We start from the raw sequence: 25,937 nt of genomic DNA on the forward strand, positions 1-25,937 counted from the left end.
TGAGGTGCGTATAATTCTGCCAGACATCGGAGCCCGAAGACGCATGCCGCACACTAAAGATGATTTCCCCGACGCGCTGTACAGCGCCGCGCAGGTTCGAGCACTGGATGCGAGCGTGATTGCGGCCGGTACGCCGGGCTTCGAATTGATGCAGCGGGCCGCGCGGGCTACTTGGCGCGCGCTGGTGCGCAAGTGGCCGGCGGCGAACGAACTGACAGTGATTGCCGGGCACGGCAATAACGCTGGCGACGGCTATCTAGTGGCCGTACTGGCCAAGCGTGCCGGTTGGTCGGTGCGGGTTTTGGCGGCGGGTGATCCGCAATTGCTGCGCGGCGACGCGGCCTCGGCCCATGCCGAAGCCCAGGCGGAAAAGGTTTCTATCGAGCCGTGGACAGTGCAGTCCGAATTGCGCGGCCTGGTGCTGGACGCCCTGCTCGGCATCGGCCTCAGCGGCGAGGTGCGCGAGCCCTATGCCAGCGTGATTGCCGCGATCAACGCCAGTGGCCTGCCGGTCGTGGCGGTGGATATCCCTTCCGGGCTGTGCGCCGACACGGGGCGCATCCTCGGATGTGCAGTGCGAGCGGATCTGACCGTCACCTTCATCGGTCTGAAACTGGGCCTGTTCACCGGCGATGCGGCGGATGTGGTGGGTGAACTGGTGTTCAACGACCTGCACGCCGATCCGTCACTGCTCGAAGCGGCGCCAATCAGCGCGCTGCGCCTGACTTCCGGCAATCTGCCGCGCCTGGCCACCCGGCCACCGACTTCCCATAAAAGCAAATTCGGTCATCTGCTGCTGATCGGTGGCGATCGCGGTTTGGGTGGGGCGATCCTGCTGAGCGCGCAAAGTGCGTTGCGCAGTGGCGCGGGCATGGTGTCGGTGGCGACTCGTAGCGAACATGTGCCCGCCGCTCTGGCCAGAATCCCCGAAGCGATGGTGCTGGGGACTTCGTCGGCCAATCAGTTGATGGAATTGCTTCAAAAAGTTTCCGTGTTGGTCGTCGGTCCCGGTCTTGGCCAAGCTGCCTGGGGCCGCAGCCTTTTGTCCGCTGCGGCCAACGCACCGCTGCCGCAAGTCTGGGACGCCGATGCGCTGAATCAGTTGGCCGAAGAACGGGTGAATTTGCCCAGGGATTGCGTGATTACGCCGCATCCCGGGGAAGCGGCGCGACTTCTCGGTATCAGTACCGCCCAAGTTCAGGCCGATCGCCCGGCCGCCGCCCATGCGTTGAGCAAAAAATACTCAACGGTCGTGATCCTCAAGGGTGCCGGCAGCCTGATCGCCAGCCCCGACGGACGGCTGGCGGTGTGTCATCAGGGACACCCGGCCATGGCCACCGCGGGTTTGGGGGATGTGTTGGCAGGATTGGTCGGCGCACTGCTGGCCCAAGGCATGGAGGCTTTCGATGCAGCCTGCCTGGCGGTCTGGCTGCATGCCAATGCCGGTGAGCAACAAGGTAAATTCGGCCGTGGGCTGGCGGCCAGTGATCTGATACCAGCCATTCGTCAGTTGTTGGAGGAGCATGCACCGTGTCTGAAGTAACCCTGTACCTGGCGGATGAAGAGGCGATGACCGCGTTCGGTACGCGTATCGCACAGATCACAAAGGGGCACGGCCTGATTTTTCTCGAGGGCAACCTGGGGATGGGCAAAACCACCCTGTCCCGGGGCATTATCCGGGGGCTTGGGCACGTCGGCGCGGTGAAAAGCCCGACCTTTACCCTGGTCGAGCCCTACGAGATCGGCGACATTCGCGCCTTTCACTTCGACCTCTACCGTCTGGTCGACCCGGAAGAACTGGAATTCCTCGGTATCCGCGACTATTTCGAAGACGATGCTCTGTGCCTGATCGAGTGGCCGGATAAAGGTGCAGGCTTTTTGCCAAAGCCTGACCTGACCATTACCATTAGCCCGCAAGACAGCGGGCGTTCGCTGAAAATTTTGTCCCAGGGTTCGCGTGGCGAATCCTGGTGTGCCGCTTTGGCATTGGAATCCAAATAGATGATGGGGTTAGGTATGCGCTTTCGCGCGTTGGTTGCTGCCGTTGGGGTGTTGTTTCTGGCTGTAACCGTAGACGCCATGGCCGAGACGAAGGTCAACAGCGTGCGCCTGTGGCGGGCGCCGGACAACACACGGCTGGTGTTTGACCTGACAGGTCCCGTGCAACACAGCGTCTTTACCCTGACGGCTCCCGATCGTCTGGTCATCGACATCAATGGCGCCACCCTGGGCGCGCCGTTGAACATCAACGGTGCCAATACTCCGATCACGGCGATGCGCTCCGCTCAACGCACACCGACCGACCTGCGGGTGGTCATCGACCTGAAAAAGGCCGTCACCCCGAAAAGCTTCTCCCTGGCCCCGAATGCCCAGTACGGCAACCGACTGGTGGTCGACCTGTTCGACAACCCTGCGGACGCCGCGCCACCGCCTGCGCCAAGCCCTTCGGTGGCCACTGTTCCGGCGGTGCCGGTCACGCCTGCGGAGCCGGCAATCAAGCTGCCACCGGCACCTGCCGGCAAACGCGACATCATAGTGGTGATCGACGCCGGTCACGGCGGTGAAGACCCGGGTGCCTCCGGCTCTCGCGGCCAGCGTGAAAAAGACGTGGTGCTGCAGATCGCCCGCGAATTGCAGCGTCAGGTCAATGGCATGAAAGGCTTCCGCGCCGAACTGACCCGTACCGGTGACTACTTCATTCCATTGCGCGGTCGTACCGAGATCGCCCGCAAGAAGGGCGCCGACCTGTTCGTCTCGATCCACGCCGACGCCGCGCCTTCGACTGCCGCTTTCGGTGCCTCGGTATTCGCCCTGTCCGATCGCGGCGCGACTTCCGAGACCGCGCGCTGGCTGGCCGACAGTGAAAACCGCTCCGACCTGATCGGTGGTGCCGGCAACGTCAGCCTCGATGACAAGGACCGCATGCTTGCTGGCGTGCTGCTGGACTTGTCGATGACCGCGTCCCTGACTTCCAGTCTGAACGTTGGCCAGAAAGTCCTGAGCAATATCGGCCGGGTCACGCCGCTGCACAAGCAGCGAGTCGAACAGGCCGGATTCATGGTGCTGAAATCACCGGACATTCCGTCGATCCTGGTGGAAACCGGGTTCATCTCCAACGCCAACGAAGCCTCCAAGCTTGCCGCTTCGAGCCACCAGCAGGCGCTGGCGCGCTCGATCAGCAGTGGCGTGCGGCAGTTCTTCCAGCAGAATCCGCCACCGGGCACTTACATCGCCTGGCTGCGTGACTCCGGCAAGATCGCCCAGGGGCCACGTGACCACCGGGTTAGCCCGGGCGAAACCCTGGCGATGATCGCCGTGCGTTATCAGATCTCGCCAGCCGCGCTGCGTAGCGCGAACAAGCTTTCCAGCGATGAGCTTAAGGTTGGTCAACATCTGACCATTCCGGGTACGGAACTGGCGGCCAAGGAATGAGTGAGGCCGTGATCAACAGTGCTCGTATCGAGCTGCTGAGCCCCCGACTGGCGAACCAGATCGCCGCCGGCGAGGTGGTCGAGCGCCCGGCGTCGGTGATCAAGGAGTTGCTGGAAAACAGCCTCGACTCCGGCGCACGGCGCATCGATGTCGACGTGGAGCAGGGCGGCGTCAAGTTGCTGCGGGTGCGGGATGACGGCAGCGGCATTTCCGCCGATGACCTGCCTCTGGCCCTGGCCCGTCACGCCACCAGCAAAATTCGCAATCTGGAAGACCTCGAGCAGGTGATGAGCCTGGGCTTTCGCGGTGAGGCATTGGCGTCGATCAGCTCTGTGGCCCGCCTCACCCTGACCTCGCGTACCCGCGATGCCGATCAGGCCTGGCAGGTCGAGACCGAGGGCCGCGAAATGTCGCCCCGGGTCCAGCCGGCCGCGCATCCGGTGGGCACTTCGGTTGAAGTTCGCGACCTGTTTTTCAATACCCCGGCGCGTCGCAAATTTCTCAAGACCGAAAAAACCGAATTCGATCATCTGCAGGAAGTGATCCGGCGCCTGGCCCTGGCACGTTTCGACGTGGCGTTCCATCTGCGCCATAACGGCAAGACCATCCTCAGCCTGCACGAAGCCCGTGACGATGCCGCTCGTGCCCGGCGAGTAGCGGCGATTTGCGGGCCCGGCTTCCTTGAGCAGGCGCTGCCGATCGAAATCGAGCGTAATGGCCTGCATTTGTGGGGTTGGGTCGGGTTGCCGACGTTCAATCGCAGCCAGGCGGATCTGCAGTATTTCTTCGTCAATGGCCGCGCGGTGCGCGACAAGCTGGTCGCCCACGCGGTGCGCCAGGCTTATCGCGATGTGCTGTTCAATGGCCGGCACCCGACGTTCGTGCTGTTTTTCGAAGTCGACCCGACCGGCGTCGACGTCAACGTGCACCCGACCAAGCACGAAGTGCGTTTCCGTGAAGGGCGCATGGTTCACGACTTTCTTTATGGCACCTTGCACCGCGCCCTGGGCGATGTACGGCCGGAAGATCATCTGGCGGCGCCGGTTGCGACCGCCATCGTGCGGCCTACCGGGCTGGACGCGGGCGAGTTCGGCCCTCAGGGCGAAATGAGCCTGGCGGCCAATGCCCTGTTGGAGCAGCCACAGGCACAGCCCTCATTCAATACGCCGTCGGGCGCAGGTTCCGGTGGTGGCTATCAATATCAATACACCCCGCGTCCGCAGTCCGCGGTTCCTGCCGCTGAAGCGCAGGCGGCCTATCGTGAGTTTTTCGCGCCGCTGCCTGAAGCCAATGCGACGGCATTGCCAGCCGGGCAGGGTGATATTCCACCGCTGGGTTATGCGCTGGCGCAGCTCAAAGGCATCTACATTCTTTCGGAAAACGCTCAGGGTCTGGTGCTGGTGGACATGCACGCCGCACACGAGCGGATCATGTACGAACGCCTGAAAATCGCGATGGCCAGTGAGGGCTTGAGCGGCCAGCCGCTGCTGGTGCCCGAGTCGCTGGCGGTCAGTCAGCGTGAAGCAGATTGCGCCGAAGAACACGCCGCCTGGTTCCAGCGCCTGGGCTTCGAATTGCAGCGCCTGGGTCCGGAAACCCTGGCGATCCGGCAGATCCCGGCCCTGCTCAAGCAGGCCGAAGCCAACCGCTTGGTCGGCGACGTGCTGGCCGACCTGATGGAGTACGGCACCAGCGACCGCATTCAGGCGCACCTGAATGAGTTGCTCGGGACCATGGCCTGCCACGGCGCGGTGCGAGCGAACCGGCGCCTGGCGATACCGGAAATGAACGGTCTGCTGCGGGACATGGAAAACACCGAACGCAGCGGCCAATGCAACCATGGCCGGCCAACCTGGACCCAATTGGGTCTGGATGATCTGGACAAACTGTTCTTGCGCGGTCGTTGATGAGCCAGTTCCCACCCGCGATTTTCCTGATGGGCCCGACCGCGGCGGGCAAGACCGATCTGGCCATCGAGCTCACCAAGGTGCTGCCCTGCGAGTTGATCAGTGTCGATTCGGCGCTGGTCTACCGTGGTATGGACATCGGCACGGCCAAGCCCTCCAAAGAGCTTCTGGCAGAGTTTCCGCACCGTCTGATCGATATTCTCGATCCGGCGGAGAGTTATTCGGCAGCGGATTTTCGCCGTGATGCCCTCGAAGCGATGGCCGATATCACCGCGCGGGGAAAAATTCCGCTGTTGGTAGGCGGCACGATGCTCTACTACAAGGCGTTGATCGAAGGCCTGGCGGACATGCCGGCAGCCGATCCGCAAGTGCGTGCGCAGATCGAAGAAGAAGCTGCGCGCCTTGGCTGGCAAGCCCTGCATGATCAATTGGCGGTGATCGATCCGGTATCTGCCGCGCGCATCCATCCGAACGATCCGCAGCGACTCAGTCGAGCGCTGGAAGTTTATCGCGTCAGTGGTCAGAGCATGACCGACCTGCGCCTGCAACAATCTGCGCAAAGTACTGAAGCTGCGGCTTCGGGACGGCAACAATTGCCCTATACTGTCGCGAACTTGGCCATTGCTCCGGCAAATCGCCAGGTACTGCACGAGCGAATTAAACAAAGATTCACTTTAATGTTGGAACAGGGATTCATCGACGAGGTCGTAGCCCTGCGTGAGCGAAGTGACCTGCATGCCGGGTTGCCGTCTATACGTGCAGTAGGCTACCGACAAGTCTGGGATTACCTGGACGGCAAACTGACTGCTGCCGAGATGCAGGAGCGTGGAATTATAGCCACGCGACAATTGGCAAAACGTCAGTTCACCTGGTTGCGCAGTTGGGCTGATTTACATTGGCTGGACAGCCTGGATTGCGACAATCTGCCGCGCGCCTTGAAATACTTGGGGACGATCTCCATATTGAGCTGAGTCCTTGCAATTGCCGTCTATCCTTGGGGGTGTGACGGCCACAAGTCATCGTTTACCTATTTTTTATTATTGAATCCTTAAAGGAGTGCGGCACATGTCAAAAGGGCATTCGCTACAAGACCCTTACTTGAACACTTTACGTAAAGAAAAAGTTGGGGTGTCCATCTACCTGGTCAACGGTATCAAACTGCAAGGCACGATCGAGTCGTTTGACCAGTTCGTTATCCTGCTGAAAAACACCGTAAGCCAGATGGTCTACAAACACGCTATCTCTACAGTAGTGCCGGTTCGTCCGATTCGTCTGCCAAGCGCAGGTGATAACGAATCTGGCGATGCTGAGCCAGGTAACGCCTGATAGGAGTCTCCTTTGTTCTTTGAGCGCCACGGTGGTGGGGAACGAGCCATTCTCGTTCACTTGGATGGTCAGGACCCTGAGGCGCGCGAAGATCCGCAGGAGTTTCAGGAGTTGGCAGCGTCGGCTGGCGCCGAGACCGCCGCGTTTTTCAACGTGCCGCGCAATCGGCCAACCGCCAAATACCTGATTGGCAGTGGCAAGGTCGAGGAGCTGCGCGACCTGGTCAAGGCCGAACAGGTCGATCTGGTGATTTTCAATCACATCCTCACGCCCAGTCAGGAACGTAACCTCGAACGTGTTTTCGAGTGTCGCGTGATCGACCGCACGGGTCTGATTCTCGATATCTTCGCCCAACGCGCCCGCACCCATGAAGGCAAGCTCCAGGTCGAACTGGCCCAGCTTGAGCACATGAGTACGCGGCTGGTGCGTGGCTGGACTCACCTTGAGCGTCAGAAGGGCGGTATCGGTCTGCGTGGTCCGGGTGAAACCCAACTGGAAACCGACCGACGCCTGTTGCGGGTTCGCCTGCGGCAGATCAAGGGGCGCCTGGAAAAGGTTCGCAGCCAGCGCGAGCAGTCGCGTCGCGGCCGCAAGCGCGCGGAGATCCCGACGGTTTCACTGGTGGGTTACACCAACGCCGGCAAATCGACGCTGTTCAACTCCGTCACCGAATCCGACGTCTTCGCCGCCGATCAACTGTTCGCCACCCTCGACCCGACTTTGCGCCGTCTTGAGCTCAATGACCTCGGGCCGATCGTGCTGGCCGACACAGTGGGCTTCATTCGCCACCTGCCGCACAAACTGGTCGAGGCATTTCGGGCTACGCTCGAAGAGTCGAGCAACTCCGACCTGCTGCTGCACGTGATCGACTCCCATGAGCCCGAGCGCATGGCGCAGATCGAACAGGTCATGGTGGTGCTCGGCGAGATCGGGGCCCAGGACTTGCCGATACTTGAGGTATACAACAAACTCGATTTGCTCGAGGGCGTTGAGCCGCAGATCCAGCGTGATGCCGATGGCAAGCCGCAGCGGGTCTGGTTGTCGGCCAAGGACGGTTCCGGTCTGGATCTGCTCAAACAGGCTGTTGCCGAACTGCTCGGCGAGGATTTGTTTGTTGGCACCTTGCGCTTGCCGCAACGTTTTGCTCGACTGCGTGCGCAGTTTTTCGAAGTCGGTGCGGTACAAAAGGAAGAACACGACGAGGAAGGCATCAGCCTGCTGGCCGTTCGCTTGCCACGAGTCGAACTGAATCGACTGGTGAGCCGCGAAGGTTTGCAGCCGCTGGACTTCATCGAGCAACACACTTTGCAATAAAAGCCTGAAAAAGCGGTTGTGTCGTGGTGACAGGCATTCTGTAGCATTGGTCGGCGCGCCGTGGGTGCGTCTTTGCTTTATCAGATGGAGAGCGCTATGGCTTGGAATGAGCCGGGTGGCAACTCGAATAATCAGGATCCTTGGGGTGGCAAGCGTCGTAATAACGGCGATCGCAAGGGACCACCAGATCTCGACGAGGCCTTCCGTAAGCTGCAGGAAAGCCTGAACGGGTTGTTCGGTGGTGGCAAGAAACGTGGTGGTGATGACGGCGGTGGCCCGCGCAAGAGTGGCGGCTTCGGCGGTCTGCTGGGTATCGGTCTGGTCGTTGCGGCAGCCGTATGGCTGTACAGCGCGGTCTATGTAGTCGACGAGCAGGAGCAAGCCGTGGTGCTGCGCTTCGGCAAGTACTACGAGACCGTGGGTCCTGGCCTGAATATCTATTTCCCGCCGATCGACAAGAAGTACATGGAAAACGTCACGCGTGAGCGTGCGTACACCAAGCAGGGCCAGATGCTGACCGAAGACGAGAACATCGTCGAAGTGCCGCTGACCGTGCAGTACAAGATCAGCAACCTGCAGGACTTCGTGCTGAGCGTCGATCAGCCGGAGATCAGCCTGCAGCACGCGACCGACAGTGCCCTGCGCCATGTGGTGGGTTCCACCGCGATGGATCAGGTGCTGACCGAAGGTCGTGAGCAGATGGCCAGCGAAATCAAGGATCGTCTGCAGCGCTTCATGGACACCTACCGCACCGGTATCACCGTAACCCAGGTCAACGTACAGAGCGCAGCAGCACCGCGTGAAGTACAGGAAGCCTTCGATGACGTAATCCGTGCCCGTGAAGACGAGCAGCGTTCGCGCAACCAGGCTGAAACCTATGCCAACGGCGTCGTGCCGGAAGCCCGTGGTCAGGCCCAGCGCATTCTCGAAGATGCCAACGGTTACCGAGACGAAACCATCTCGCGCGCCAAGGGTGAGGGCGATCGCTTCACCAAACTGGTTGCCGAGTATCGCAAGGCCCCTGAAGTCACCCGCCAGCGTCTGTACCTGGACACCATGCAGGAAGTCTTCAGCAACACCAGCAAGGTTCTCGTGACCGGCAACAAGGAAGGCCAGAACAATCTGCTCTACCTGCCGCTGGACAAGATGATCGACAGCAGTGGTCGTAGCACCAGCTCGCCGATGAGCAGTGCGGCAGCCAGCAGCAATGAAGCGAATGCGCGTGCAGCAGCTGATCTGCAACAACAGCCAGCACGTACCAGGGAGAGTCGCTGATGAGCAATAAATCGCTGATCGCCCTTATTGTCGGCGTCGTCGTGGCCATCGCAGCCTGGAACTGCTTCTACATCGTGGCTCAGACCGAGCGCGCGGTGTTGCTGCAGTTCGGTCGTGTGGTCCAGGCAGATGTTCAGCCAGGCCTGCATGTGAAGGTGCCTTACGTTAACCAGGTGCGCAAATTCGACGCTCGCCTGATGACGCTGGATGCGCCGACACAACGCTTCCTGACCCTGGAAAAGAAAGCCGTGATGGTCGATGCCTACGCCAAGTGGCGTGTGAAGGACGCCGAGCGTTTCTACACCGCGACTTCCGGCCTCAAGCAGATTGCCGACGAGCGTCTGTCCCGTCGTCTGGAATCGGGCCTGCGTGACCAGTTCGGTAAGCGCACCCTGCACGAAGTGGTATCGGGTGAGCGTGATGCGCTGATGGCTGACATCACCGCATCGCTGAACAAGATGGCCGAAAAGGAACTGGGCATCGAAGTGGTCGACGTTCGCGTCAAGACCATCGACCTGCCTAAAGAAGTGAACCGCAGCGTGTTCGAACGTATGAGCACCGAGCGTGAGCGTGAAGCTCGCGAGCACCGCGCCAAGGGTAACGAGCTGGCCGAAGGCATCCGTGCCGACGCCGATCGTCAACGCCGCGTGCTGCTGGCTGAAGCCTATCGTGAATCGGAAGAGATTCGCGGTGACGGCGATGCCCAGGCCGCTGCGATCTATTCCAAGGCCTACGGTCAGGATCAGGAGTTCTACGCGTTCTACCGTAGCCTGCGTGCCTACCGTGAAAGCTTCGCGAACAAATCCGACGTCATGGTCCTGGACCCAAGCAGTGACTTCTTCCACTACCTGGAAAAAGCCAAGCCTTGATACGACGTTGACCGAAATCACCCCGCCCGGCGGTTAAAACCTCTGGCGGGGTGATCCTTTGGGAAAACGTGTGTATGATGCGGCAGCCGGGAAATTCCCGGCTTTTTTGCGTCTGCATGTTTGATTGCTGTTTTTGTGCGGATGCCAAGGCCTGATGGCTCGACAGGTTTTACGAGGAAAGTGCTTGGCGAAGCCCATTTCAGGCTTTTCGCTTCGTCGCCCATGCGCGCTGCTTTCGCTGGGCGGATCATTTTCTGCTTCACTCAAGGCTCGCCCAACGGCTTGCCGCCCGGATCAAAGGGGAATGGCGTAATGGCAACGGTAGACCGCTGGCTGCTGCCAGATGGCATCGAAGAAGTACTGCCACCGGAGGCGGCGCGCATAGAAGTCGCGCGTCGTCAGGTGTTGGATCTGTTCCAGAGCTGGGGTTACGAGTTCGTCGTGACTCCCCATATCGAGTACCTGGAATCCCTGCTGACCGGCGCAGGTCAGGACCTGGATCTGCGCACCTTCAAGGTCATCGACCCGCAATCGGGTCGGCAGATGGGTTTCCGTGCCGACATTACGCCGCAAGTAGCGCGCATCGATGCGCACACCCTGCGTCGCGAAGGCCCCAACCGCTTGTGCTATGCCGGCAGCGTACTGCACGCCCAGCCGCGCGCCCTGTCGTCCTCGCGTAGCCCGATCCAGCTGGGCGCCGAGCTGTACGGCGATGCCAGCCCGAGCAGCGACGTAGAAGTGATCAGCCTGATGCTGGCCATGCTGCAACTGGCCGATGTGCCGGACGTGCACATGGACCTGGGGCATGTCGGCATCTACCGCGGCCTGGCTCGCGCCGCCGGTTTGTCCGGTGAAGTCGAGCAGCAATTGTTCGATGCATTGCAACGCAAGGCCATCGACGAGGTCATTACCTTGACCGAAGGTCTGCCGGCGGATCTGTCGGACATGCTGCGCGCGCTGGTGGATCTGTGCGGTGGCCGCGAAGTGCTGGAAGCGGCTCGTGAGCGTCTGGCGAAAGCCCCGGCTCCGGTTTTGGCGGCATTGGACGACCTGCTGGCGATTGCCGAGCGTCTGTCCGTGCGTTTCCCGGAACTGCCGTTGTACTTCGACCTCGGTGAGCTGCGCGGCTACCACTACCACACCGGTGTGGTATTCGCGGTGTTCGTGCCGGGCGTTGGCCAGTCCATTGCCCAAGGCGGTCGTTACGACGACATCGGCGCCGACTTCGGTCGTGCCCGTCCGGCAACCGGCTTCTCTACCGATTTGAAAACCCTGGTGACCCTGGGGCGTGCTGAGATCGAGCTACCGTCTGGCGGTATCTGGATGCCTGACAGTACGGATGCGGCACTCTGGCAGCAGGTTTGCCAGTTGCGCAGTGAGGGTCAGCGTGTCGTTCAGGCCTTGCCTGGGCAACCATTGGCCGCCGCCCGTGAAGCGGACTGCGACCGGCAATTGATTCAGCAGAACGGGCTTTGGCAAGTATCGCCACTGGCTTCTTGAGTTTTCCTGCCGGCCGCCGCCGGCACCAAGTTTGCGCGAATGAGGACAAGTGTTATGGGTAAGAATGTCGTAGTCCTGGGCACCCAATGGGGTGATGAGGGCAAAGGCAAGATCGTTGATCTGCTGACCGAACATGCTGCCGCCGTAGTGCGCTACCAGGGTGGCCACAACGCTGGCCACACACTGGTGATCGACGGCGAAAAAACCGTCTTGCACCTGATTCCGTCGGGCGTACTGCGCGAAGGCGTAGAGTGCCTGATCGGCAACGGCGTGGTGGTTGCACCTGACGCCCTGCTGCGGGAAATCAACAAGCTGGAAGAGAAAGGCGTACCGGTGCGCGAGCGCCTGCGCATCAGCCCTTCCTGCCCGCTGATCCTGTCCTACCACGTAGCACTGGACCAGGCCCGTGAAAAGGCCCGTGGCGAGCACAAGATCGGCACCACCGGTCGCGGCATCGGCCCGGCCTATGAAGACAAGGTTGCACGTCGCGGCCTGCGTATCGGTGACCTGTTCCACCGCGAGCGTTTCGCCGCCAAACTGGGCGAGTTGCTGGATTACCACAACTTCGTACTGGTCAATTACTACAAAGAGCCTGCCATCGACTTCCAGAAGACTCTGGACGAGTGCATGGAATACGCCGAGCTGCTCAAGCCGCTGATGCTCGACGTCACCGCCGAGTTGCACGAGCTTCGTCGCGCCGGTAAGGACATCATGTTCGAAGGTGCCCAGGGTTCCCTGCTGGATATCGACCACGGTACCTACCCGTACGTCACCAGCTCCAACACCACTGCCGGCGGCATCGCCACCGGTTCCGGTGTGGGTCCGATGTTCATCGACTACATCCTGGGTATCACCAAGGCTTACACCACTCGCGTAGGTTCCGGTCCGTTCCCGACTGAACTGTTCGACGACGTGGGTGCTTTCCTGGCCAAGCGTGGCCACGAATTCGGTGCAACCACCGGTCGTGCCCGTCGTTGCGGCTGGTTCGATGCCGTCATCCTGCGTCGCGCCATCGACGTCAACAGCATCTCGGGCCTGTGCCTGACCAAGCTGGACGTACTGGACGGTCTGGAAACCATCAACATCTGCGTTGGCTACAAGAACCAGGACGGTGCAGTGATCGACGCGCCGACCGACGCCGACAGCTACATCGGCCTGGAGCCAGTGTACGAGGAGATGCCGGGATGGAAAGAATCCACCCTGGGCGCCAAGACCCTGGAAGAGCTGCCGCAGGCGGCACGCAACTACATCACCCGTCTCGAAGAGTTGGTCGGCGCGCCGATCGACATTATTTCGACAGGTCCGGACCGCAACGAAACCATCGTTCTGCGTCACCCGTTCGCCTGATAAGTCGTTGATGTAAAACACAAAGGCCCCTTAATCGGGGCCTTTGTCGTATATGCCCGTCGCGCGGCATGACCTTTGCAGCGAACATTGAAAAAAGCATTGCTTCCGGCGTGCTATCAATTTAATGGCGCCAAAGCAGAGGGATTTCAATGTCGGCCGTTCTCTCCCTGTTACAAAGCCGTCTGTTGCGGCCTGTATTCGTTACTCTCGGTATCGCCCTTTTGGTGCAGGTGCTGGTAGCCGTTGCTCTGACCCGGAGCACGGTGACTGCGCTGGAAGCCGATCTGGCTTCGCGCCTGGGAGCTGACAGTCAAAAACTCTCCGGCGAACTGGAGCAGGCGGGGCGTGAAGTCACCTCCAGCCTCGACAGCCTTTCGGCCAGCACGCGGCAACGGCTCACAGCCGGTCTGTCCTCGCGACTGGAAGAAGAGCAGGCACAACTGCGTGCAACCCTGGAAAAAGACCTGAAGGACTCCGCCAACGATATGGCGCAGCTCCTGGCCTCGGTCGCACCCCGCGCCATGTGGGACAACGACATTCCGACCCTTTCCGAATTCGCCCGCCGGGCGCAGCGCAATCCGAACGTGCTGTTCGTGGTCTATGACGACGCGACCGGCCAGCACCTGACCCGCTATCTGAACCGGGAAAACCCGATCAACAAGGCCCTGCTTGAGAAGGGCCAGGGCGAGCGGGCGCTGGACAAGGTGCTGGATGCGGCCAAGTCCGATCCTTCGGTCTACTACGTCGAATCCTCCATCAACCCCAATGGCGTGGAGATCGGCAAGGTCCTGATGGGGGTTTCGACTGCTTCGGTGGAAACCGATCTCGCTGCCCTGGACAAGCGTTTCGCCACACTGATCGCCAGCAGCGATCAGTTGGTGGGCGACAGCCTCAAGGGTGCGGCAGCTGACAGTGCGGCAGCCATGCGCGCACGCCTGCAGTCGGCGCAATCCACCGCCACCGAGATGAAAGCCAATACCACCGGTACCGTGCAGGAAGCGGCGGCGACCCTGCGCTGGCGCATCGGTGTGAGCCTGGCGCTGGTGGGGGCTGGCGTTCTGCTGCTGCTCGCCGTGGTGCTGGGGCGTCGCGTGGTCAATCGCTTGAAGATGCTGATTGTCGCCATGGATGATCTGGCGGCCGGCGAGGGCGACCTGACCAAGCGCGTGCAGATCAACAGCAAGGATGAAATCGGCGCGATGGCCTCGGCGGTCAATCGCTTTGTGGATAAGTTGCAGCCGATCGTGCGCGAAGCCGGTGACGTGGCTCAGCGCACCGGCGTGGAAATCGGCGCCATGACCCTGCGCAATGCCGGCGCCGATGCGGCAGCGGGCATGCAGCGCGACGAAGTGGCCGAGAGCCTGCGGGCTTTGTCGCAGATGGCCGATGAGGCACAGTCCGAGAGCCATGCCATGCAGGCGGCGCTGAAGCAGGTTGTGGATATCCGTCAGGCCACCGATGAAAACACTCGGACGTCGGCGAAAGTCGGCAGTCTGATCGAGGCATTGGCCGGGCAGGTCGATACCGGTGCGCAAGTGATCGAGCGGCTGGCGCAGCAGAGTGAGCAGATCGAGGTGGTGCTGACGGTGATTCACGGCATCGCCGAGCAGACCAACTTGCTGGCGCTGAACGCGGCCATCGAGGCGGCGCGTGCCGGCGAAACCGGTCGTGGTTTTGCCGTGGTGGCCGACGAAGTGCGGGCGCTGGCGAGCAAGACTCAAAGCTCCACCGGCGACATCCAGGCGCACATCGTGGCCTTGCAGCAGGGCGCGCGGGAAGCGGTGGCGGCAATCGGGCAGGCGGGGCGTCAGGCCAGCGAAGGCTTGCTGGTGTTGCGTGACAGCGCGCGGTTGCAGCAATCGGTGCAGGCTTCGGTGGAGCAGGTGCACGCGGCGATCGGTCTGGCGACCCAGGCGGCCGCGCATCAGGCGCAGGGTGCTCAGGCGGTGCGTGGTCGCGTGGAGACCATTCATGCACAGGCCGAGAAGGCGGCTCAGGCTGTCGTGGCAACCACGGCCAGCGGCAAGGTGCTGGATGGGTTGGCGGCGCAGTTGAAGGCGAGCCTTGGGCAATTCAGGGCTTAGTTTTTGCGTCGTCTGATCTGACGCCTTCGCGGGCAAGCCTCGCTCCTACAGGGTTAATGCAGTCCTCGCCGCGAGGGGTTAACGCAACCGCTGTAGGAGCGAGGCTTGCCCGCGAAGCTTTTCAGCGGCTCAAATACATCCGCGTCGTCAGCAGATACACCGGCAACCCCGACACCACGATCAACAACGCCGCATAAGGCGCCGCCGCCGCAAATTCCACATTCGCGGTATGCGCCCAAACCTCTGTCGCCAGGGTATTGAGCCCGGTCGGGCTCAGCAGCAGGGTCGCCGTCAGCTCCTTCATCGCATCCAGAAACACCAGCGCGAACGCCGCCCCCAGTGCCGGGAAGATGATCGGCAAGGTGACCCGGCAAAACGCGGTGAACGATGACGCGCCCAGCGTGCGGGCTGCCTCTTCCAGTTGCGGTGCCGCCTTGTTCAAGGCCGTGCGGATCGGAGCCTGGGCCAGTGGCAGAAACAGCAGCGCATAGGCGATCAGCAGCAGTGCCGAAGTCTGGTACAGCGCCGGCACATAATGCAGGGCGAAATACACCAGGGTCAGGGCAATCACCAGGCCTGGCAGGGCGTGCAGCAGATACGGCAGGCGTTCGGCCCAGATCGCCAGTTGGCCCTTGTAGCGCACCACCAGCAACCCGACGGGCACCGCCAGCACCAGGCACAGCGCCGCGCCGCCCAAGGACAATGCCAGGGAAGACAGCAGTGCCTCGCCGATGGCGGCAACCGGAAAGGCTGCCGACGAACCCACCGCCAGCCAGTAACCCAGCATGCCCAGCGGAATCCCGCTGCCGACGATCGCCAGCATCAGGCAATACAGTTGTCCTGCCGCCGTCCATGGTCCCAGGCGAACCTGTTCGGCCTGTCGCGCCGCGCCCTGGCCGGTGCGCACGTGCCGGGCTTTGCCGCGCACGCGCAATTCCAGCCAGAGCAGAAGCAGGCACAGAATCAGCAGTACCGCCGACAGCATCGCCGCGTTGGCGTTGCTGAACTCCAGTTCGAACTGTTGATAGATCGCAGTGGTGAAGGTCTGCAGGCCGATGATCGACAGCGCGCCGAACTCCACCAGCATATGCAGGGCAATCAGCAGCGAGCCGGCGAGCAGCGATGGCCAGAGCAAGGGCAGGGTGATCTTGAAGAACACGCCCCAGCGATTCTGCCCCAGGGTGCGCCCGGACTCTTCCAGCGAAGGGTCGAGGTTGCGCAGGGTAGCCGCCACCGGGAGGAAAATCAGCGGATACTTCGACAGGGTCATCACCAGGATCGCCCCGCCCAGCCCTTCAAAGTTGGCGCTCAGCGACACCCAGGTGAAGCTGCTGACAAACGCCGGAACGGCGAACGGCAGGCACAGAATCACTCCCCACAACCGCCGCCCCGGCAGATTGCTGCGTTCCAGCAGCCAGGCCAGCGACAGGCCGATCACGCCGCAGGCCAGCGTCACGCCGATCATCAGTGCCAGGGTGTTGCGCAGCAGGCCGAACACATAAGGCCGCCACAGCAGGTGCAGCGCCTCGGCCCAGCCAGCCTGCCAGGCCTTGAGCCCGACATAGGCCAGCGGCAGCAGGCTGAGCAGGACCAGCAGCAACACCGGCAACAACAGCCAGATCGATGGCCGCTTGCGCCGCGGCACAAAGTTGCCCTGAGCGGCGGCGGTTAACGATGCGCTCATCAGTTCAGGCCAACATCACGTTCCAGGTCCAGGGCTTCTTCAGCGTTGCCCAGATCCGCTGGAGTCACCTTCGGAGCTTCCAGTTCGCTGAAAGGCTTGAGCCCGCGATCCGACTCCATGCCCTTGTGCAGCGGGTATTCGGCGGTGGTCTGGGTGATCACGCGCTGTCCCTCTTCGCTGACCATGTAGGCGAGCAGCTGTTGGGCTTCCTGTGGGTGCTTGCTGGATTTCACCACGGCCGCACTGGAAACAGTGATCAGACCGCCGACGTCGCCGCCCGTGAAGTAGTGCAGTTTCGAGTCCAGTTGGCCTTTTTCCCGTTGCAGGGCGAACCAGTAGTAGTTGTTGACCAGCACGGTCGCGATCTCACCGTTTTCCACGGCTTTGAGCGCGACCATGTTGTTGCTGTACGTCTTGCCGAATGCCCGCAGGCCGGTGAGCCATTCTTCGGCAGCGTCCATGCCGTGCATCTTGATGATCGCCACGGCCTGTTCCTGGAAGGCGCCGCTGGTAGGCACGAAGCCGACCTTGCCTTGCCATTTCGGATCGGAGAATTCCATCACCGATTTCGGCAGGTTCTTTTCATCGACAAGCTTGGGATTGAACGCGACGACGCGAACCCGGGCGGTGACGCCGATCCAGGTGCCGTTGCTGGCGACATAGTCCTTGGGTAGAACCGCCAATGTTGCATCATCGGCCTTGGCCAGCAGGCCTTGTTCGCCGAGCTTGTTCAGTGGCGGCGATTCTTCGCTGTAGATCACGTCGGCGGGCGAGCGATCGCCTTCTTCAACGATCTGACTGGCGAGCTGGTTGCTGCTGCCCTTGCGCACATTGACGTGAATCCCGGTCTTGGCTTCGAAGGCTTTGGCGACGGCGTCACCGACTTCCTTGTGTTGGCCGTTGTAGAGGGTCAGGGAAACCTTGTCGGCGGCTTGGGTGAGGGGAGTGGCGAGAGCCAGGCCGAGCAGGGTGAAGGTCAAGCCTCGGCGCAGGGTATTTCGAAACATCATTCGCAGGGTTCCTCACTGTCGCATTGCAAAAACTTGCAACAATGATAAACGATATTTGTTCTCAAATGCGCTTGCTTTTCTGCAGGAGCCGAGCTCGCTCGCGATGGAGGCGGGGGCTCCGCAGGGTATCAGGCAGCCAGCGTTATCGTTGGCGACCATCGCGAGCAAGCTCGGCTCCTACAGGGGGAGGTGAAAACTTCCGGAGGGCAGAAACGCAAAAACCCGCTTTCGCGGGTTTTTGTGAGATTCAAGATCGTAACCTTGAATTTGAATTGGTGCCCAGAAGAAGACTCGAACTTCCACGACCGTAAGGTCACCAGCACCTGAAGCTGGCGTGTCTACCAATTTCACCATCTGGGCTTCATCTTCAGCGTTACCGCTGTTGATGTGGCGCACTATACGGACAGCGTTTTGATCTGTAAACCCCTGATTTAATTTTAATAAATCAGTTCTGACAAAATGCATGTCCAGAATGCAAAAAACCCGCTTTCGCGGGTTTTTTGTGTGAGTCCTGAAACTGATCTAGTCTCAAACTCGAAATTGGTGCCCAGGAGAAGACTCGAACTTCCACGACCGTAAGGTCACCAGCACCTGAAGCTGGCGTGTCTACCAATTTCACCACCTGGGCATCATCAACAGCATGTCTGCGTGTCGATGGCGCGCACTATACGGAGCGCTTTTTTAACTGTAAACCCCCGTCGTCCAAAAAAATGATTTTTTTTACCAGCGGTGTTCAAAACGACTTGGATGCGTCGATACAAGGCGTCATATGGGCTCTATATAGTCCGAAATTTCCTGTTTCATTACGCCTATGCCAAACTAACCCGCATATAGACAAGGTGAAAACTCTCTAATGGCCGATTGGCAATCCCTCGATCCCGAGGCCGCTCGTGAAGCGGAAAAATATGATAACCCCATCCCTAGCCGCGAACTGATCCTTCAGCACCTTGCTGATCGTGGTTCGCCTGCTGCCCGTGAGCAACTGGTCGAAGAGTTCGGCCTGACCACGGAAGACCAGATCGAAGCCCTGCGCCGCCGCCTGCGTGCCATGGAGCGCGATGCTCAACTCATTTACACCCGCCGCGGCACTTATGCGCCGGTGGACAAGCTCGACCTGATCCTGGGCCGCATCAGCGGTCATCGCGACGGCTTCGGCTTCCTGGTGCCGGACGACGGCAGCGACGACCTGTTCCTGAGCCCGGCGCAAATGCGCCTGGTGTTCGATGGTGACCGTGCGCTGGCTCGTGTGTCCGGCCTGGACCGTCGTGGTCGCCGCGAAGGCATGATCGTCGAAGTGGTTTCCCGTGCTCACGAAACCATCGTGGGTCGCTACTTCGAAGAAGGCGGCATCGGTTTCGTGGTTGCCGACAACCCGAAAATCCAGCAGGAAGTGCTGGTAACCCCGGGTCGCAACGCCAACGCCGATATCGGTCAGTTCGTTGAGGTGAAGATCACTCACTGGCCGACTCCGCGCTTCCAGCCGCAAGGCGACGTGATCGAAGTCGTGGGCAACTACATGGCGCCGGGCATGGAAATCGATGTCGCCCTGCGCACCTACGATATTCCTCACGTCTGGCCGGACGCCGTGCTCAAGGAAGCCGGCAAGCTCAAGCCGGAAGTCGAAGAGAAAGACAAAGAGAAGCGCATCGACCTGCGCCATCTGCCGTTCGTCACCATCGACGGCGAAGATGCCCGCGACTTCGATGACGCGGTTTACTGTGAGGCCCGTCCGGGCAAGCTGCGTCTGTTCTCCGGCGGCTGGAAGCTGTACGTGGCGATTGCCGACGTTTCCAGCTACGTGAAACTCGGTTCGGCGCTGGATGCCGAAGCCCAGGTTCGCGGCAACTCGGTGTACTTCCCCGAGCGCGTAATCCCGATGCTGCCCGAGCAGCTGTCCAACGGTCTGTGCTCGCTGAACCCGCTGGTCGACCGTCTGGCCATGGTCTGCGAGATGACCATCTCCAAATCCGGCGAAATGACCGACTACTGCTTCTACGAAGCGGTGATCCACTCCCATGCGCGCCTGACCTACAACAAGGTCAGCGCCATGCTCGAAACGCCGAAAATCGCCGAGGCGCGCAAGCTGCGTGGCGAATACACCGACCTCGTGCCGCACCTCAAGCAGCTGTATGCGCTGTACAAGGTGTTGCTGGCGGCCCGTCATGTGCGCGGCGCCATCGACTTCGAAACCCAGGAAACCCGGATCATCTTCGGCTCCGAGCGCAAGATCGCCGAAATCCGGCCGACCGTGCGCAACGATGCGCACAAGCTGATCGAGGAATGCATGCTGGCCGCCAACGTGGCCACCGCCGAATTCCTGCAAAAGCACGAAATTCCTGCGCTGTACCGTGTTCACGACGGTCCGCCGCCGGAGCGTCTGGAAAAACTGCGCGCCTTCCTGGGTGAGCTGGGTCTGTCCCTGCACAAGGGCAAGGATGGTCCATCGCCGAAGGATTACCAGGCGCTGTTGGCCAGCATCAAGGACCGTCCGGACTTCCATCTGATCCAGACGGTGATGCTGCGCTCGTTGAGCCAGGCGGTGTACACCTCGGATAACCAGGGCCACTTCGGCCTGAATTACGAGGCCTACACCCACTTCACCTCGCCGATCCGTCGTTACCCGGACTTGCTCACGCACCGCGCCATCCGCAGTGTGATCCATTCCAAGCAGGACACTCCGCACGTTCGTCGTGCCGGTGCGATGACGATTCCAAAGGCGCGCATCTATCCGTACGACGAAGCGGCGCTGGAGCAGCTCGGCGAACAATGTTCGATGAGCGAGCGTCGTGCCGACGAAGCGACCCGCGACGTGGTGAACTGGCTCAAGTGCGAGTTCATGAAAGATCGCGTGGGCGAGTCGTTCCCGGGCGTGATCACGGCGGTGACCGGTTTCGGCCTGTTCGTCGAACTCACCGACATCTATGTCGAAGGTCTGGTGCACGTCACGGCTCTGCCGGGGGATTACTACCACTTCGATCCGGTACACCACCGCCTGGCGGGTGAGCGCACCGGTCGCAGCTTCCGTCTTGGCGATACCGTTGAAGTGCGGGTCATGCGCGTCGATCTCGACGAGCGCAAGATCGACTTCGAGATGGCCGAAAAAACCATCAGCGCGCCAATCGGTCGCAAAAAGCGCGGTACCGAAACTTCGGCTCCAGCGGCAAAAACCGCGGCAGAGCCGGCACCGGCGAAAACCGGTCGTCGTCCGGCCAAGGAAAAGCCTGCCGAGTCTTATCGTTCGAGCGATGCGGCGGCGAAAAACGCCGAAGTGCGCAAGAGCCGCGAGCTGAAAAAAGCACTGCTGTCCGATGCGAAGAGCAGCAGCAAGGCAACGGCTTCGGGAAAAGCCGGGCGCTCGACGTCTGAAAAGGCGGCGGGCAGCAAACCAAGCAAACATCGTAAAGGTCCGCCAAAAGCGGGCTCGGCTCCAGCCAAAAGCGGCGGGGCACGTAAACCCAAGGCGAAGTCATGAGTCAGTTGGAAAAAATCTACGGCGTGCATGCTGTAGAAGCGTTGCTGCGTCACCACCCCAAGCGCGTCAAGCAGATCTGGCTGGCCGAAGGCCGCAATGATCCGCGGGTGCAGACGCTGATCGAGCTGGCCAATGAAAATCGTGTCCAGGTCGGCCAGGCCGAGCGCCGGGAAATGGACGCTTGGGTCGAGGGCGTTCATCAGGGCGTGGTCGCAGAAGTCAGTCCGAGTCAGGTCTGGGGCGAGGCGATGCTCGACGAGTTGCTCGATCGCACCGAAGGCGCGCCGTTATTGCTGGTGCTCGACGGCGTGACCGATCCGCACAACCTCGGTGCCTGCCTGCGTTCCGCCGATGCCGCGGGCGCGCTGGCGGTGATCGTGCCGAAGGACAAGTCTGCGACCTTGACGCCGACTGTGCGAAAAGTCGCCTGCGGTGCTGCCGAAGTAATCCCGCTGGTGGCGGTGACCAACCTGGCTCGCACCCTGGAAAAACTCCAGCAGCGCGGCCTGTGGATTGTCGGTACGGCAGGGGAGGCGGAAACCAGTATCTACGAGCAGGACCTGACCGGCCCGACCATTCTGATCATGGGTGCCGAAGGCAAGGGCATGCGCCGCCTGACTCGTGAGCATTGCGACTATCTGGTTCATCTACCGATGGCCGGTAGCGTCAGCAGCCTGAACGTATCGGTGGCAACAGGTGTGTGTCTGTTCGAAGCCCAGCGTCAGCGCGGCGCAAAGGCCAGCGCTAAAAAGCCCTGACCCACGCAGTCCCCTTGTAGGAGCGAGCTTGCTCGCGATGCGGTGTATCAGTCGACTTCAATGGTGGCTGATATACCGCTATCGCGAGCGAGCTCGCTCCTACAGTTGTTTTGTGGTGAATGAATGATTTGATGTTGTTCAAATAATCACCAATTACCTTGCACCTCCCACGACCCTTCTCTACAATTGCGCCCCTTGCTGTGACGGCAGGCGCGCATGTGCCTCGTCCACGCAAGTCCATAAGTGTCATTCACTCCTTGTCTGACCGCTTTTGAGCGGCAGGCTACAACCCGTAAGGAGCATTCATGCGTCATTACGAAATCATCTTTCTGGTCCACCCTGACCAGAGCGAGCAAGTCGGCGGCATGGTTGAGCGTTACACCAAGCTGATCGAAGAAGACGGCGGCAAAATCCACCGTCTGGAAGACTGGGGCCGTCGTCAACTGGCCTACGCAATCAACAATGTTCACAAGGCTCACTACGTGATGCTGAACGTTGAGTGCACTGGCAAGGCCCTGGCCGAGCTGGAAGACAACTTCCGTTACAACGATGCAGTGATCCGTAACCTGGTCATCCGTCGCGACGAAGCCGTTACCGGCCAGTCCGAGATGCTCAAGGCTGAAGAAAACCGCAGTGAGCGCCGTGAGCGTCGCGACCGTCCTGAGCACGAAGGCGCTGAAAGCGCTGATAGTGATGACAGCGACAACAGCGATAACGCTGACGAGTAATCCACGGACCTTTTAAGGAGCCTATCAAATGGCACGTTTCTTCCGTCGTCGTAAATTCTGCCGCTTCACCGCTGAAGACGTGAAAGAGATCGATTACAAAGATCTCAACACTCTGAAAGCCTACGTATCCGAGACCGGCAAAATCGTTCCAAGCCGCATCACCGGTACCAAAGCTCGTTATCAGCGTCAGCTGGCCACCGCTATCAAGCGCGCCCGCTTCCTGGCCCTGCTGGCCTACACCGACAGCCACGGCCGCTGAGACCGGGCAGTCGACACGTAGCAAAGGATTGAATGTATGCGTGCCTTAGCTGAGTTCATCATGCGGGGCCGTATGCAGGCCACTCTGGTAGTGGCTGGATGCGCGGCGTTGCCGCTGTTGTATTGGTTGGGTGCTGCCGCCGGATGCCTTGTGCTCTTGCGGCGCGGAATGAAGGACGCCCTGGGCGTTCTTGCTCTGGGACTGCTGCCGGCGTTGATCTGGTGGCTGTACTCCGACGACCCACGGGCACTTCTGGTGCTGCTGGGGTCTGCGAGCCTTGCGTTGGTTTTGCGCGCAAGTGAGTCCTGGCTCCGCGTGCTGCTGGTCAGCATAGCGATGGGAGTGGTGTTTTCAGTGGTGCTGGGGACGGCTTTTGGTCCCCAGATCGAGATGCTGGCGCAGGCTTTGATCAAAGTCATGCCGTCGCTACTCGGTCAGGTCTACCAGCAGATGTCGGTAGACGAGCAAGCGCGTTTCGCGGCCCTGATTGCACCTATCCTGACCGGCCTGATAGCGGCCTTGCTGCAAATCGTCAGTGTGCTGAGCCTGATTGTCGGGCGCTACTGGCAGGCGTTGTTGTACAACCCAGGTGGTTTCGGTCGCGAGTTTCGCGCCGTGAGAATCCCGCTGGGGCCCGCGATGTTGCTGCTGGCGGGCATGGTTGTGACACCGAACTTCGGTGCCCAGATGTCCATGCTTGTGCCGTTGTGCAGCGTACCGCTGGTTTTCGCCGGACTGGCCCTGATTCACGGGCTGGTGGCGCAAAAGCGACTGGCCAGGTTCTGGCTGGTGGGGTTGTACGTAACGCTGTTGCTGTTCATGCAGCTGATCTATCCGTTGCTGGTGGTCCTGGCCATCGTCGACAGCCTGATTGATTTTCGCGGGCGTCTGGCGTCGAAAGACGCTGATAACGCGAACGGTGAAGGTTAAAAGTTAGAGGATTTCCAAATGCAACTGATCCTTCTGGAAAAAATCGCAAACCTGGGCAACCTGGGCGATAAAGTAAACGTTAAGGCCGGTTACGGCCGTAACTACCTGCTGCCTTTCGGCAAAGCCACCGCTGCGACCGCTGCCAACCTGGCTGCGTTCGAAGAGCGTCGCGCTGAGCTGGAAAAAGCTGCAGCTGACCGTAAAGCATCGGCTGAAAGCCGCGCTGCTCACCTGGCTGAGCTGGAAGTGACCATCACTGCCACTGCCGGTGACGAAGGCAAGCTGTTCGGTTCGATCGGCACCCACGACATCGCTGACGCACTGACCGCCTCCGGCGTTGAAGTGCAGAAGAGCGAAGTTCGTCTGCCGAACGGCACCATCCGCAACGTAGGCGAATTCGACGTAGCCGTGCACCTGCACGCTGAAGTTGAAGCCACCGTACGCGTTGTCGTGGTAGCAGCTTAAGCAACACCTGATCGGCTGGCGGCTTGTCCGTCAGGCGGTTAACATCGGGCACGATCCTGTTTACAGGTCGTGCCCTTTGTCTTTCTGGCAATACCTGTTTTTCAACCCCTGCTTTTCCAAACAATCCAAGTGGCCATGAACGAAATCTCAGTTCCCGAGCAATACGATCTGCAAACCGCCGCGCTGAAGGTGCCGCCGCATTCCATCGAGGCCGAACAGGCTGTGCTCGGTGGTCTGATGCTGGACAACAACGCCTGGGAGCGCGTGCTCGATCAAGTCTCCGACGGTGATTTCTATCGACATGACCACCGCCTGATTTTCCGTGCGATCTCCAAGCTTGCCGATCAGAACATGCCGATCGACGTCGTGACCCTGGCCGAGCAATTGGACAAGGAAGGACAGACGTCCCAGGTCGGCGGCCTTGGTTACCTGGGTGAACTGGCGAAAAACACGCCGTCCGTCGCCAATATTAAGGCCTATGCGCAGATCGTCCGCCAGCGTGCGACCTTGCGCCAACTGATCGGCATCAGCAACGAGATCGCCGACAGTGCCTTCAACCCCGAAGGCCGTACCGCCGAAGAGATTCTCGACGAGGCCGAGCGGCAGATCTTCCAGATCGCCGAGGCCCGCCCGAAGACCAGCGGTCCGGTGGGTGTGAACGATTTGCTGACCAAGGCCATCGACCGCATCGACACTCTGTTCAACACAGGTGAAGGGATCACCGGCCTGTCTACCGGTTACACCGATCTCGACGACAAGACCAGTGGCCTGCAGCCGGCCGACCTGATCATCGTCGCCGGCCGTCCGTCGATGGGTAAGACCACCTTTGCGATGAACCTGGTGGAAAACGCCGTACTGCGCAGCGACAAGGCGGTTCTGGTGTACTCCCTCGAGATGCCAGGTGAATCGCTGATCATGCGTATGCTTTCGTCCCTGGGCCGTATCGATCAGACCAAGGTTCGTTCCGGCCAACTGGAGGACGATGACTGGCCGCGTCTGACTTCGGCGGTCAACCTGCTCAACGACCGCAAGTTGTTCATCGACGATACAGCCGGTATCAGCCCGTCCGAGATGCGCGCCCGCACCCGTCGTCTGGTGCGTGAGCACGGCGAAATCGGCCTGATCATGATCGACTACCTGCAGCTGATGCAGATCCCGGGCTCCAGCGGTGATAACCGGACCAACGAGATTTCCGAGATCTCCCGTTCCCTGAAAGCCCTGGCCAAGGAATTCAACTGCCCGGTGGTGGCACTGTCCCAGCTCAACCGCTCCCTGGAACAGCGGCCGAACAAGCGCCCGGTGAACTCCGACTTGCGCGAATCCGGAGCGATCGAGCAGGACGCCGACGTGATCATGTTCGTGTACCGCGACGAGGTGTATCACCCGGAAACCGAGCACAAAGGCATCGCCGAAATCATCATCGGCAAGCAGCGTAACGGCCCGATCGGCTTTATCCGGCTGGCGTTCATCGGTAAATACACCCGGTTCGAGAACCTGGCGCCGGGTAGCTATAACTTCGATGATGACGAATAAGATTTTCGTCGCCTGACGGGGCCTCTTCGCGGGCAAGCCTCGCT

22 protein-coding genes and 2 tRNA genes are annotated in these 25,937 nt (G+C 60.7%); 19 read left to right on the top strand and 5 right to left on the bottom strand.

Annotation, left to right across the window (positions count from 1 at the left end; genetic code table 11):
- Positions 1-43 precede the first annotated feature (43 nt).
- From K9857_RS10945 to hflC, 9 genes are all read left to right on the top strand, one after another.
- Positions 44-1,543: an NAD(P)H-hydrate dehydratase gene (locus tag K9857_RS10945; protein ID WP_224535682.1), complete on the top strand. Its 1,500-nt coding sequence runs from the start codon at positions 44-46 to the stop codon at positions 1,541-1,543.
- Complete coding sequence (gene tsaE / locus K9857_RS10950; protein WP_224535683.1) at positions 1,531-2,001, top strand: tRNA (adenosine(37)-N6)-threonylcarbamoyltransferase complex ATPase subunit type 1 TsaE; 471 nt, start codon at positions 1,531-1,533, stop codon at positions 1,999-2,001. The genes K9857_RS10945 and tsaE overlap by 13 nt, the downstream gene beginning before the upstream one ends.
- Positions 2,002-3,432, top strand: a complete 1,431-nt coding sequence (locus K9857_RS10955; RefSeq protein WP_411961554.1) for an N-acetylmuramoyl-L-alanine amidase — start codon at positions 2,002-2,004, stop codon at positions 3,430-3,432.
- Positions 3,429-5,339, top strand: a complete 1,911-nt coding sequence (gene mutL, locus K9857_RS10960) for a DNA mismatch repair endonuclease MutL (protein ID WP_224535684.1) — start codon at positions 3,429-3,431, stop codon at positions 5,337-5,339. The genes K9857_RS10955 and mutL overlap by 4 nt, the downstream gene beginning before the upstream one ends.
- On the top strand, positions 5,339-6,310 hold the full coding sequence (miaA, locus tag K9857_RS10965; RefSeq protein WP_224535685.1) for a tRNA (adenosine(37)-N6)-dimethylallyltransferase MiaA: 972 nt from the start codon (positions 5,339-5,341) through the stop codon (positions 6,308-6,310). Before mutL ends, miaA begins: the two co-directional genes overlap by 1 nt.
- 94 nt (positions 6,311-6,404) lie before the next feature.
- Positions 6,405-6,665: an RNA chaperone Hfq gene (gene hfq, locus K9857_RS10970; RefSeq protein WP_110966069.1), complete on the top strand. Its 261-nt coding sequence runs from the start codon at positions 6,405-6,407 to the stop codon at positions 6,663-6,665.
- 12 nt (positions 6,666-6,677) lie between these two features.
- Positions 6,678-7,979, top strand: coding sequence for a ribosome rescue GTPase HflX (gene hflX, locus K9857_RS10975; protein ID WP_224535686.1), 1,302 nt, complete (start codon positions 6,678-6,680; stop codon positions 7,977-7,979).
- 96 nt (positions 7,980-8,075) lie between these two features.
- Entirely contained in the window at positions 8,076-9,254 is a 1,179-nt protein-coding gene (gene hflK / locus K9857_RS10980; RefSeq protein ID WP_224535687.1) for an FtsH protease activity modulator HflK, read from the top strand.
- Complete coding sequence (gene hflC, locus K9857_RS10985; protein ID WP_224535688.1) at positions 9,254-10,123, top strand: protease modulator HflC; 870 nt, start codon at positions 9,254-9,256, stop codon at positions 10,121-10,123. The genes hflK and hflC overlap by 1 nt, the downstream gene beginning before the upstream one ends.
- 17 nt (positions 10,124-10,140) lie before the next feature.
- Here the strand turns inward: hflC and K9857_RS10990 are convergent, their stop codons facing one another.
- On the bottom strand, positions 10,141-10,386 hold the full coding sequence (locus K9857_RS10990) for a hypothetical protein (RefSeq protein ID WP_224535689.1): 246 nt from the start codon (positions 10,384-10,386) through the stop codon (positions 10,141-10,143).
- Positions 10,387-10,435: 49 nt separating this feature from the next.
- On the opposite strand from K9857_RS10990, the gene K9857_RS10995 reads away from it, so the two are divergent.
- The 3 genes from K9857_RS10995 (at position 10,436) to K9857_RS11005 (ending at position 15,054) form a co-directional block, all read left to right on the top strand.
- A complete protein-coding gene (locus tag K9857_RS10995) occupies positions 10,436-11,623 on the top strand; it encodes an ATP phosphoribosyltransferase regulatory subunit (RefSeq protein ID WP_175375455.1) in 1,188 nt (395 codons plus the stop codon).
- A 54-nt stretch (positions 11,624-11,677) separates the two neighbouring features.
- A complete protein-coding gene (locus K9857_RS11000) occupies positions 11,678-12,970 on the top strand; it encodes an adenylosuccinate synthase (protein WP_175375456.1) in 1,293 nt (430 codons plus the stop codon).
- Positions 12,971-13,119: 149 nt separating this feature from the next.
- The gene (locus K9857_RS11005; RefSeq protein WP_224535690.1) at positions 13,120-15,054 is read left to right on the top strand and encodes a methyl-accepting chemotaxis protein; all 1,935 of its coding nucleotides are present in this window, start codon (positions 13,120-13,122) and stop codon (positions 15,052-15,054) included.
- A gap of 121 nt (positions 15,055-15,175) precedes the next feature.
- Here K9857_RS11005 and K9857_RS11010 read toward each other — a convergent pair whose 3' ends face one another.
- The 4 genes from K9857_RS11010 to K9857_RS11025 form a co-directional block, all read right to left on the bottom strand.
- Positions 15,176-16,738, bottom strand: coding sequence for an ABC transporter permease (locus K9857_RS11010; protein WP_224535691.1), 1,563 nt, complete (start codon positions 16,736-16,738; stop codon positions 15,176-15,178).
- Entirely contained in the window at positions 16,738-17,748 is a 1,011-nt protein-coding gene (locus K9857_RS11015) for an iron ABC transporter substrate-binding protein (protein WP_224535692.1), read from the bottom strand. The genes K9857_RS11010 and K9857_RS11015 overlap by 1 nt, the downstream gene beginning before the upstream one ends.
- A gap of 273 nt (positions 17,749-18,021) precedes the next feature.
- Positions 18,022-18,108, bottom strand: a tRNA-Leu gene (locus K9857_RS11020).
- Between the two features lie 181 nt (positions 18,109-18,289).
- Positions 18,290-18,376 (bottom strand) — tRNA-Leu (locus K9857_RS11025).
- 225 nt (positions 18,377-18,601) lie between these two features.
- On the opposite strand from K9857_RS11025, the gene rnr reads away from it, so the two are divergent.
- From rnr to dnaB, 7 genes are all read left to right on the top strand, one after another.
- A complete protein-coding gene (gene rnr / locus K9857_RS11030; RefSeq protein WP_224535693.1) occupies positions 18,602-21,220 on the top strand; it encodes a ribonuclease R in 2,619 nt (872 codons plus the stop codon).
- The gene (rlmB, locus tag K9857_RS11035; protein WP_224535694.1) at positions 21,217-21,978 is read left to right on the top strand and encodes a 23S rRNA (guanosine(2251)-2'-O)-methyltransferase RlmB; all 762 of its coding nucleotides are present in this window, start codon (positions 21,217-21,219) and stop codon (positions 21,976-21,978) included. The genes rnr and rlmB overlap by 4 nt, the downstream gene beginning before the upstream one ends.
- Positions 21,979-22,283: 305 nt before the next feature.
- The gene (gene rpsF, locus K9857_RS30275) at positions 22,284-22,706 is read left to right on the top strand and encodes a 30S ribosomal protein S6 (protein WP_008048087.1); all 423 of its coding nucleotides are present in this window, start codon (positions 22,284-22,286) and stop codon (positions 22,704-22,706) included.
- 28 nt (positions 22,707-22,734) lie between these two features.
- Positions 22,735-22,965 (top strand): 30S ribosomal protein S18, encoded by a 231-nt coding sequence (gene rpsR / locus K9857_RS11050; RefSeq protein WP_002551829.1) that lies wholly within the window; start codon positions 22,735-22,737, stop codon positions 22,963-22,965.
- A gap of 36 nt (positions 22,966-23,001) precedes the next feature.
- Complete coding sequence (locus tag K9857_RS11055; protein WP_224535695.1) at positions 23,002-23,895, top strand: hypothetical protein; 894 nt, start codon at positions 23,002-23,004, stop codon at positions 23,893-23,895.
- Positions 23,896-23,913: 18 nt separating this feature from the next.
- Positions 23,914-24,360 (top strand): 50S ribosomal protein L9, encoded by a 447-nt coding sequence (gene rplI / locus K9857_RS11060; RefSeq protein WP_224535697.1) that lies wholly within the window; start codon positions 23,914-23,916, stop codon positions 24,358-24,360.
- 135 nt (positions 24,361-24,495) lie between these two features.
- Positions 24,496-25,893 carry a replicative DNA helicase gene (gene dnaB, locus K9857_RS11065; protein WP_224535699.1) on the top strand — a complete coding sequence of 466 codons (1,398 nt, stop codon included), beginning with the start codon at positions 24,496-24,498 and terminating at the stop codon, positions 25,891-25,893.
- The last annotated feature ends 44 nt before the right edge of the window (positions 25,894-25,937 follow it).

This window comes from Pseudomonas sp. REP124 (assembly GCF_020164475.1).
Classification (GTDB): Bacteria; Pseudomonadota; Gammaproteobacteria; order Pseudomonadales; family Pseudomonadaceae; genus Aquipseudomonas.

Excerpts from the sequence above, each read along its gene's own strand:
- hflC (WP_224535688.1), top strand. The coding sequence starts at position 9,254 with ATGAGCAATAAATCGCTGATCGCCCTTATTGTCGGCGTCGTCGTGGCC.
- K9857_RS11005 (WP_224535690.1), top strand. The coding sequence starts at position 13,120 with ATGTCGGCCGTTCTCTCCCTGTTACAAAGCCGTCTGTTGCGGCCTGTA.
- dnaB (WP_224535699.1), top strand. The coding sequence starts at position 24,496 with ATGAACGAAATCTCAGTTCCCGAGCAATACGATCTGCAAACCGCCGCG.
- K9857_RS11000 (WP_175375456.1), top strand. The coding sequence starts at position 11,678 with ATGGGTAAGAATGTCGTAGTCCTGGGCACCCAATGGGGTGATGAGGGC.
- rpsR (WP_002551829.1), top strand. The coding sequence starts at position 22,735 with ATGGCACGTTTCTTCCGTCGTCGTAAATTCTGCCGCTTCACCGCTGAA.
- K9857_RS10955 (WP_411961554.1), top strand. The coding sequence starts at position 2,002 with ATGATGGGGTTAGGTATGCGCTTTCGCGCGTTGGTTGCTGCCGTTGGG.
- hflK (WP_224535687.1), top strand. The coding sequence starts at position 8,076 with ATGGCTTGGAATGAGCCGGGTGGCAACTCGAATAATCAGGATCCTTGG.
- K9857_RS11010 (WP_224535691.1), bottom strand. The coding sequence starts at position 16,738 with ATGAGCGCATCGTTAACCGCCGCCGCTCAGGGCAACTTTGTGCCGCGG.
- K9857_RS10995 (WP_175375455.1), top strand. The coding sequence starts at position 10,436 with ATGGCAACGGTAGACCGCTGGCTGCTGCCAGATGGCATCGAAGAAGTA.
- rnr (WP_224535693.1), top strand. The coding sequence starts at position 18,602 with ATGGCCGATTGGCAATCCCTCGATCCCGAGGCCGCTCGTGAAGCGGAA.
- rpsF (WP_008048087.1), top strand. The coding sequence starts at position 22,284 with ATGCGTCATTACGAAATCATCTTTCTGGTCCACCCTGACCAGAGCGAG.
- hfq (WP_110966069.1), top strand. The coding sequence starts at position 6,405 with ATGTCAAAAGGGCATTCGCTACAAGACCCTTACTTGAACACTTTACGT.
- K9857_RS11055 (WP_224535695.1), top strand. The coding sequence starts at position 23,002 with ATGCGTGCCTTAGCTGAGTTCATCATGCGGGGCCGTATGCAGGCCACT.
- mutL (WP_224535684.1), top strand. The coding sequence starts at position 3,429 with ATGAGTGAGGCCGTGATCAACAGTGCTCGTATCGAGCTGCTGAGCCCC.
- miaA (WP_224535685.1), top strand. The coding sequence starts at position 5,339 with ATGAGCCAGTTCCCACCCGCGATTTTCCTGATGGGCCCGACCGCGGCG.
- K9857_RS11015 (WP_224535692.1), bottom strand. The coding sequence starts at position 17,748 with ATGATGTTTCGAAATACCCTGCGCCGAGGCTTGACCTTCACCCTGCTC.
- rlmB (WP_224535694.1), top strand. The coding sequence starts at position 21,217 with ATGAGTCAGTTGGAAAAAATCTACGGCGTGCATGCTGTAGAAGCGTTG.
- rplI (WP_224535697.1), top strand. The coding sequence starts at position 23,914 with ATGCAACTGATCCTTCTGGAAAAAATCGCAAACCTGGGCAACCTGGGC.
- K9857_RS10945 (WP_224535682.1), top strand. The coding sequence starts at position 44 with ATGCCGCACACTAAAGATGATTTCCCCGACGCGCTGTACAGCGCCGCG.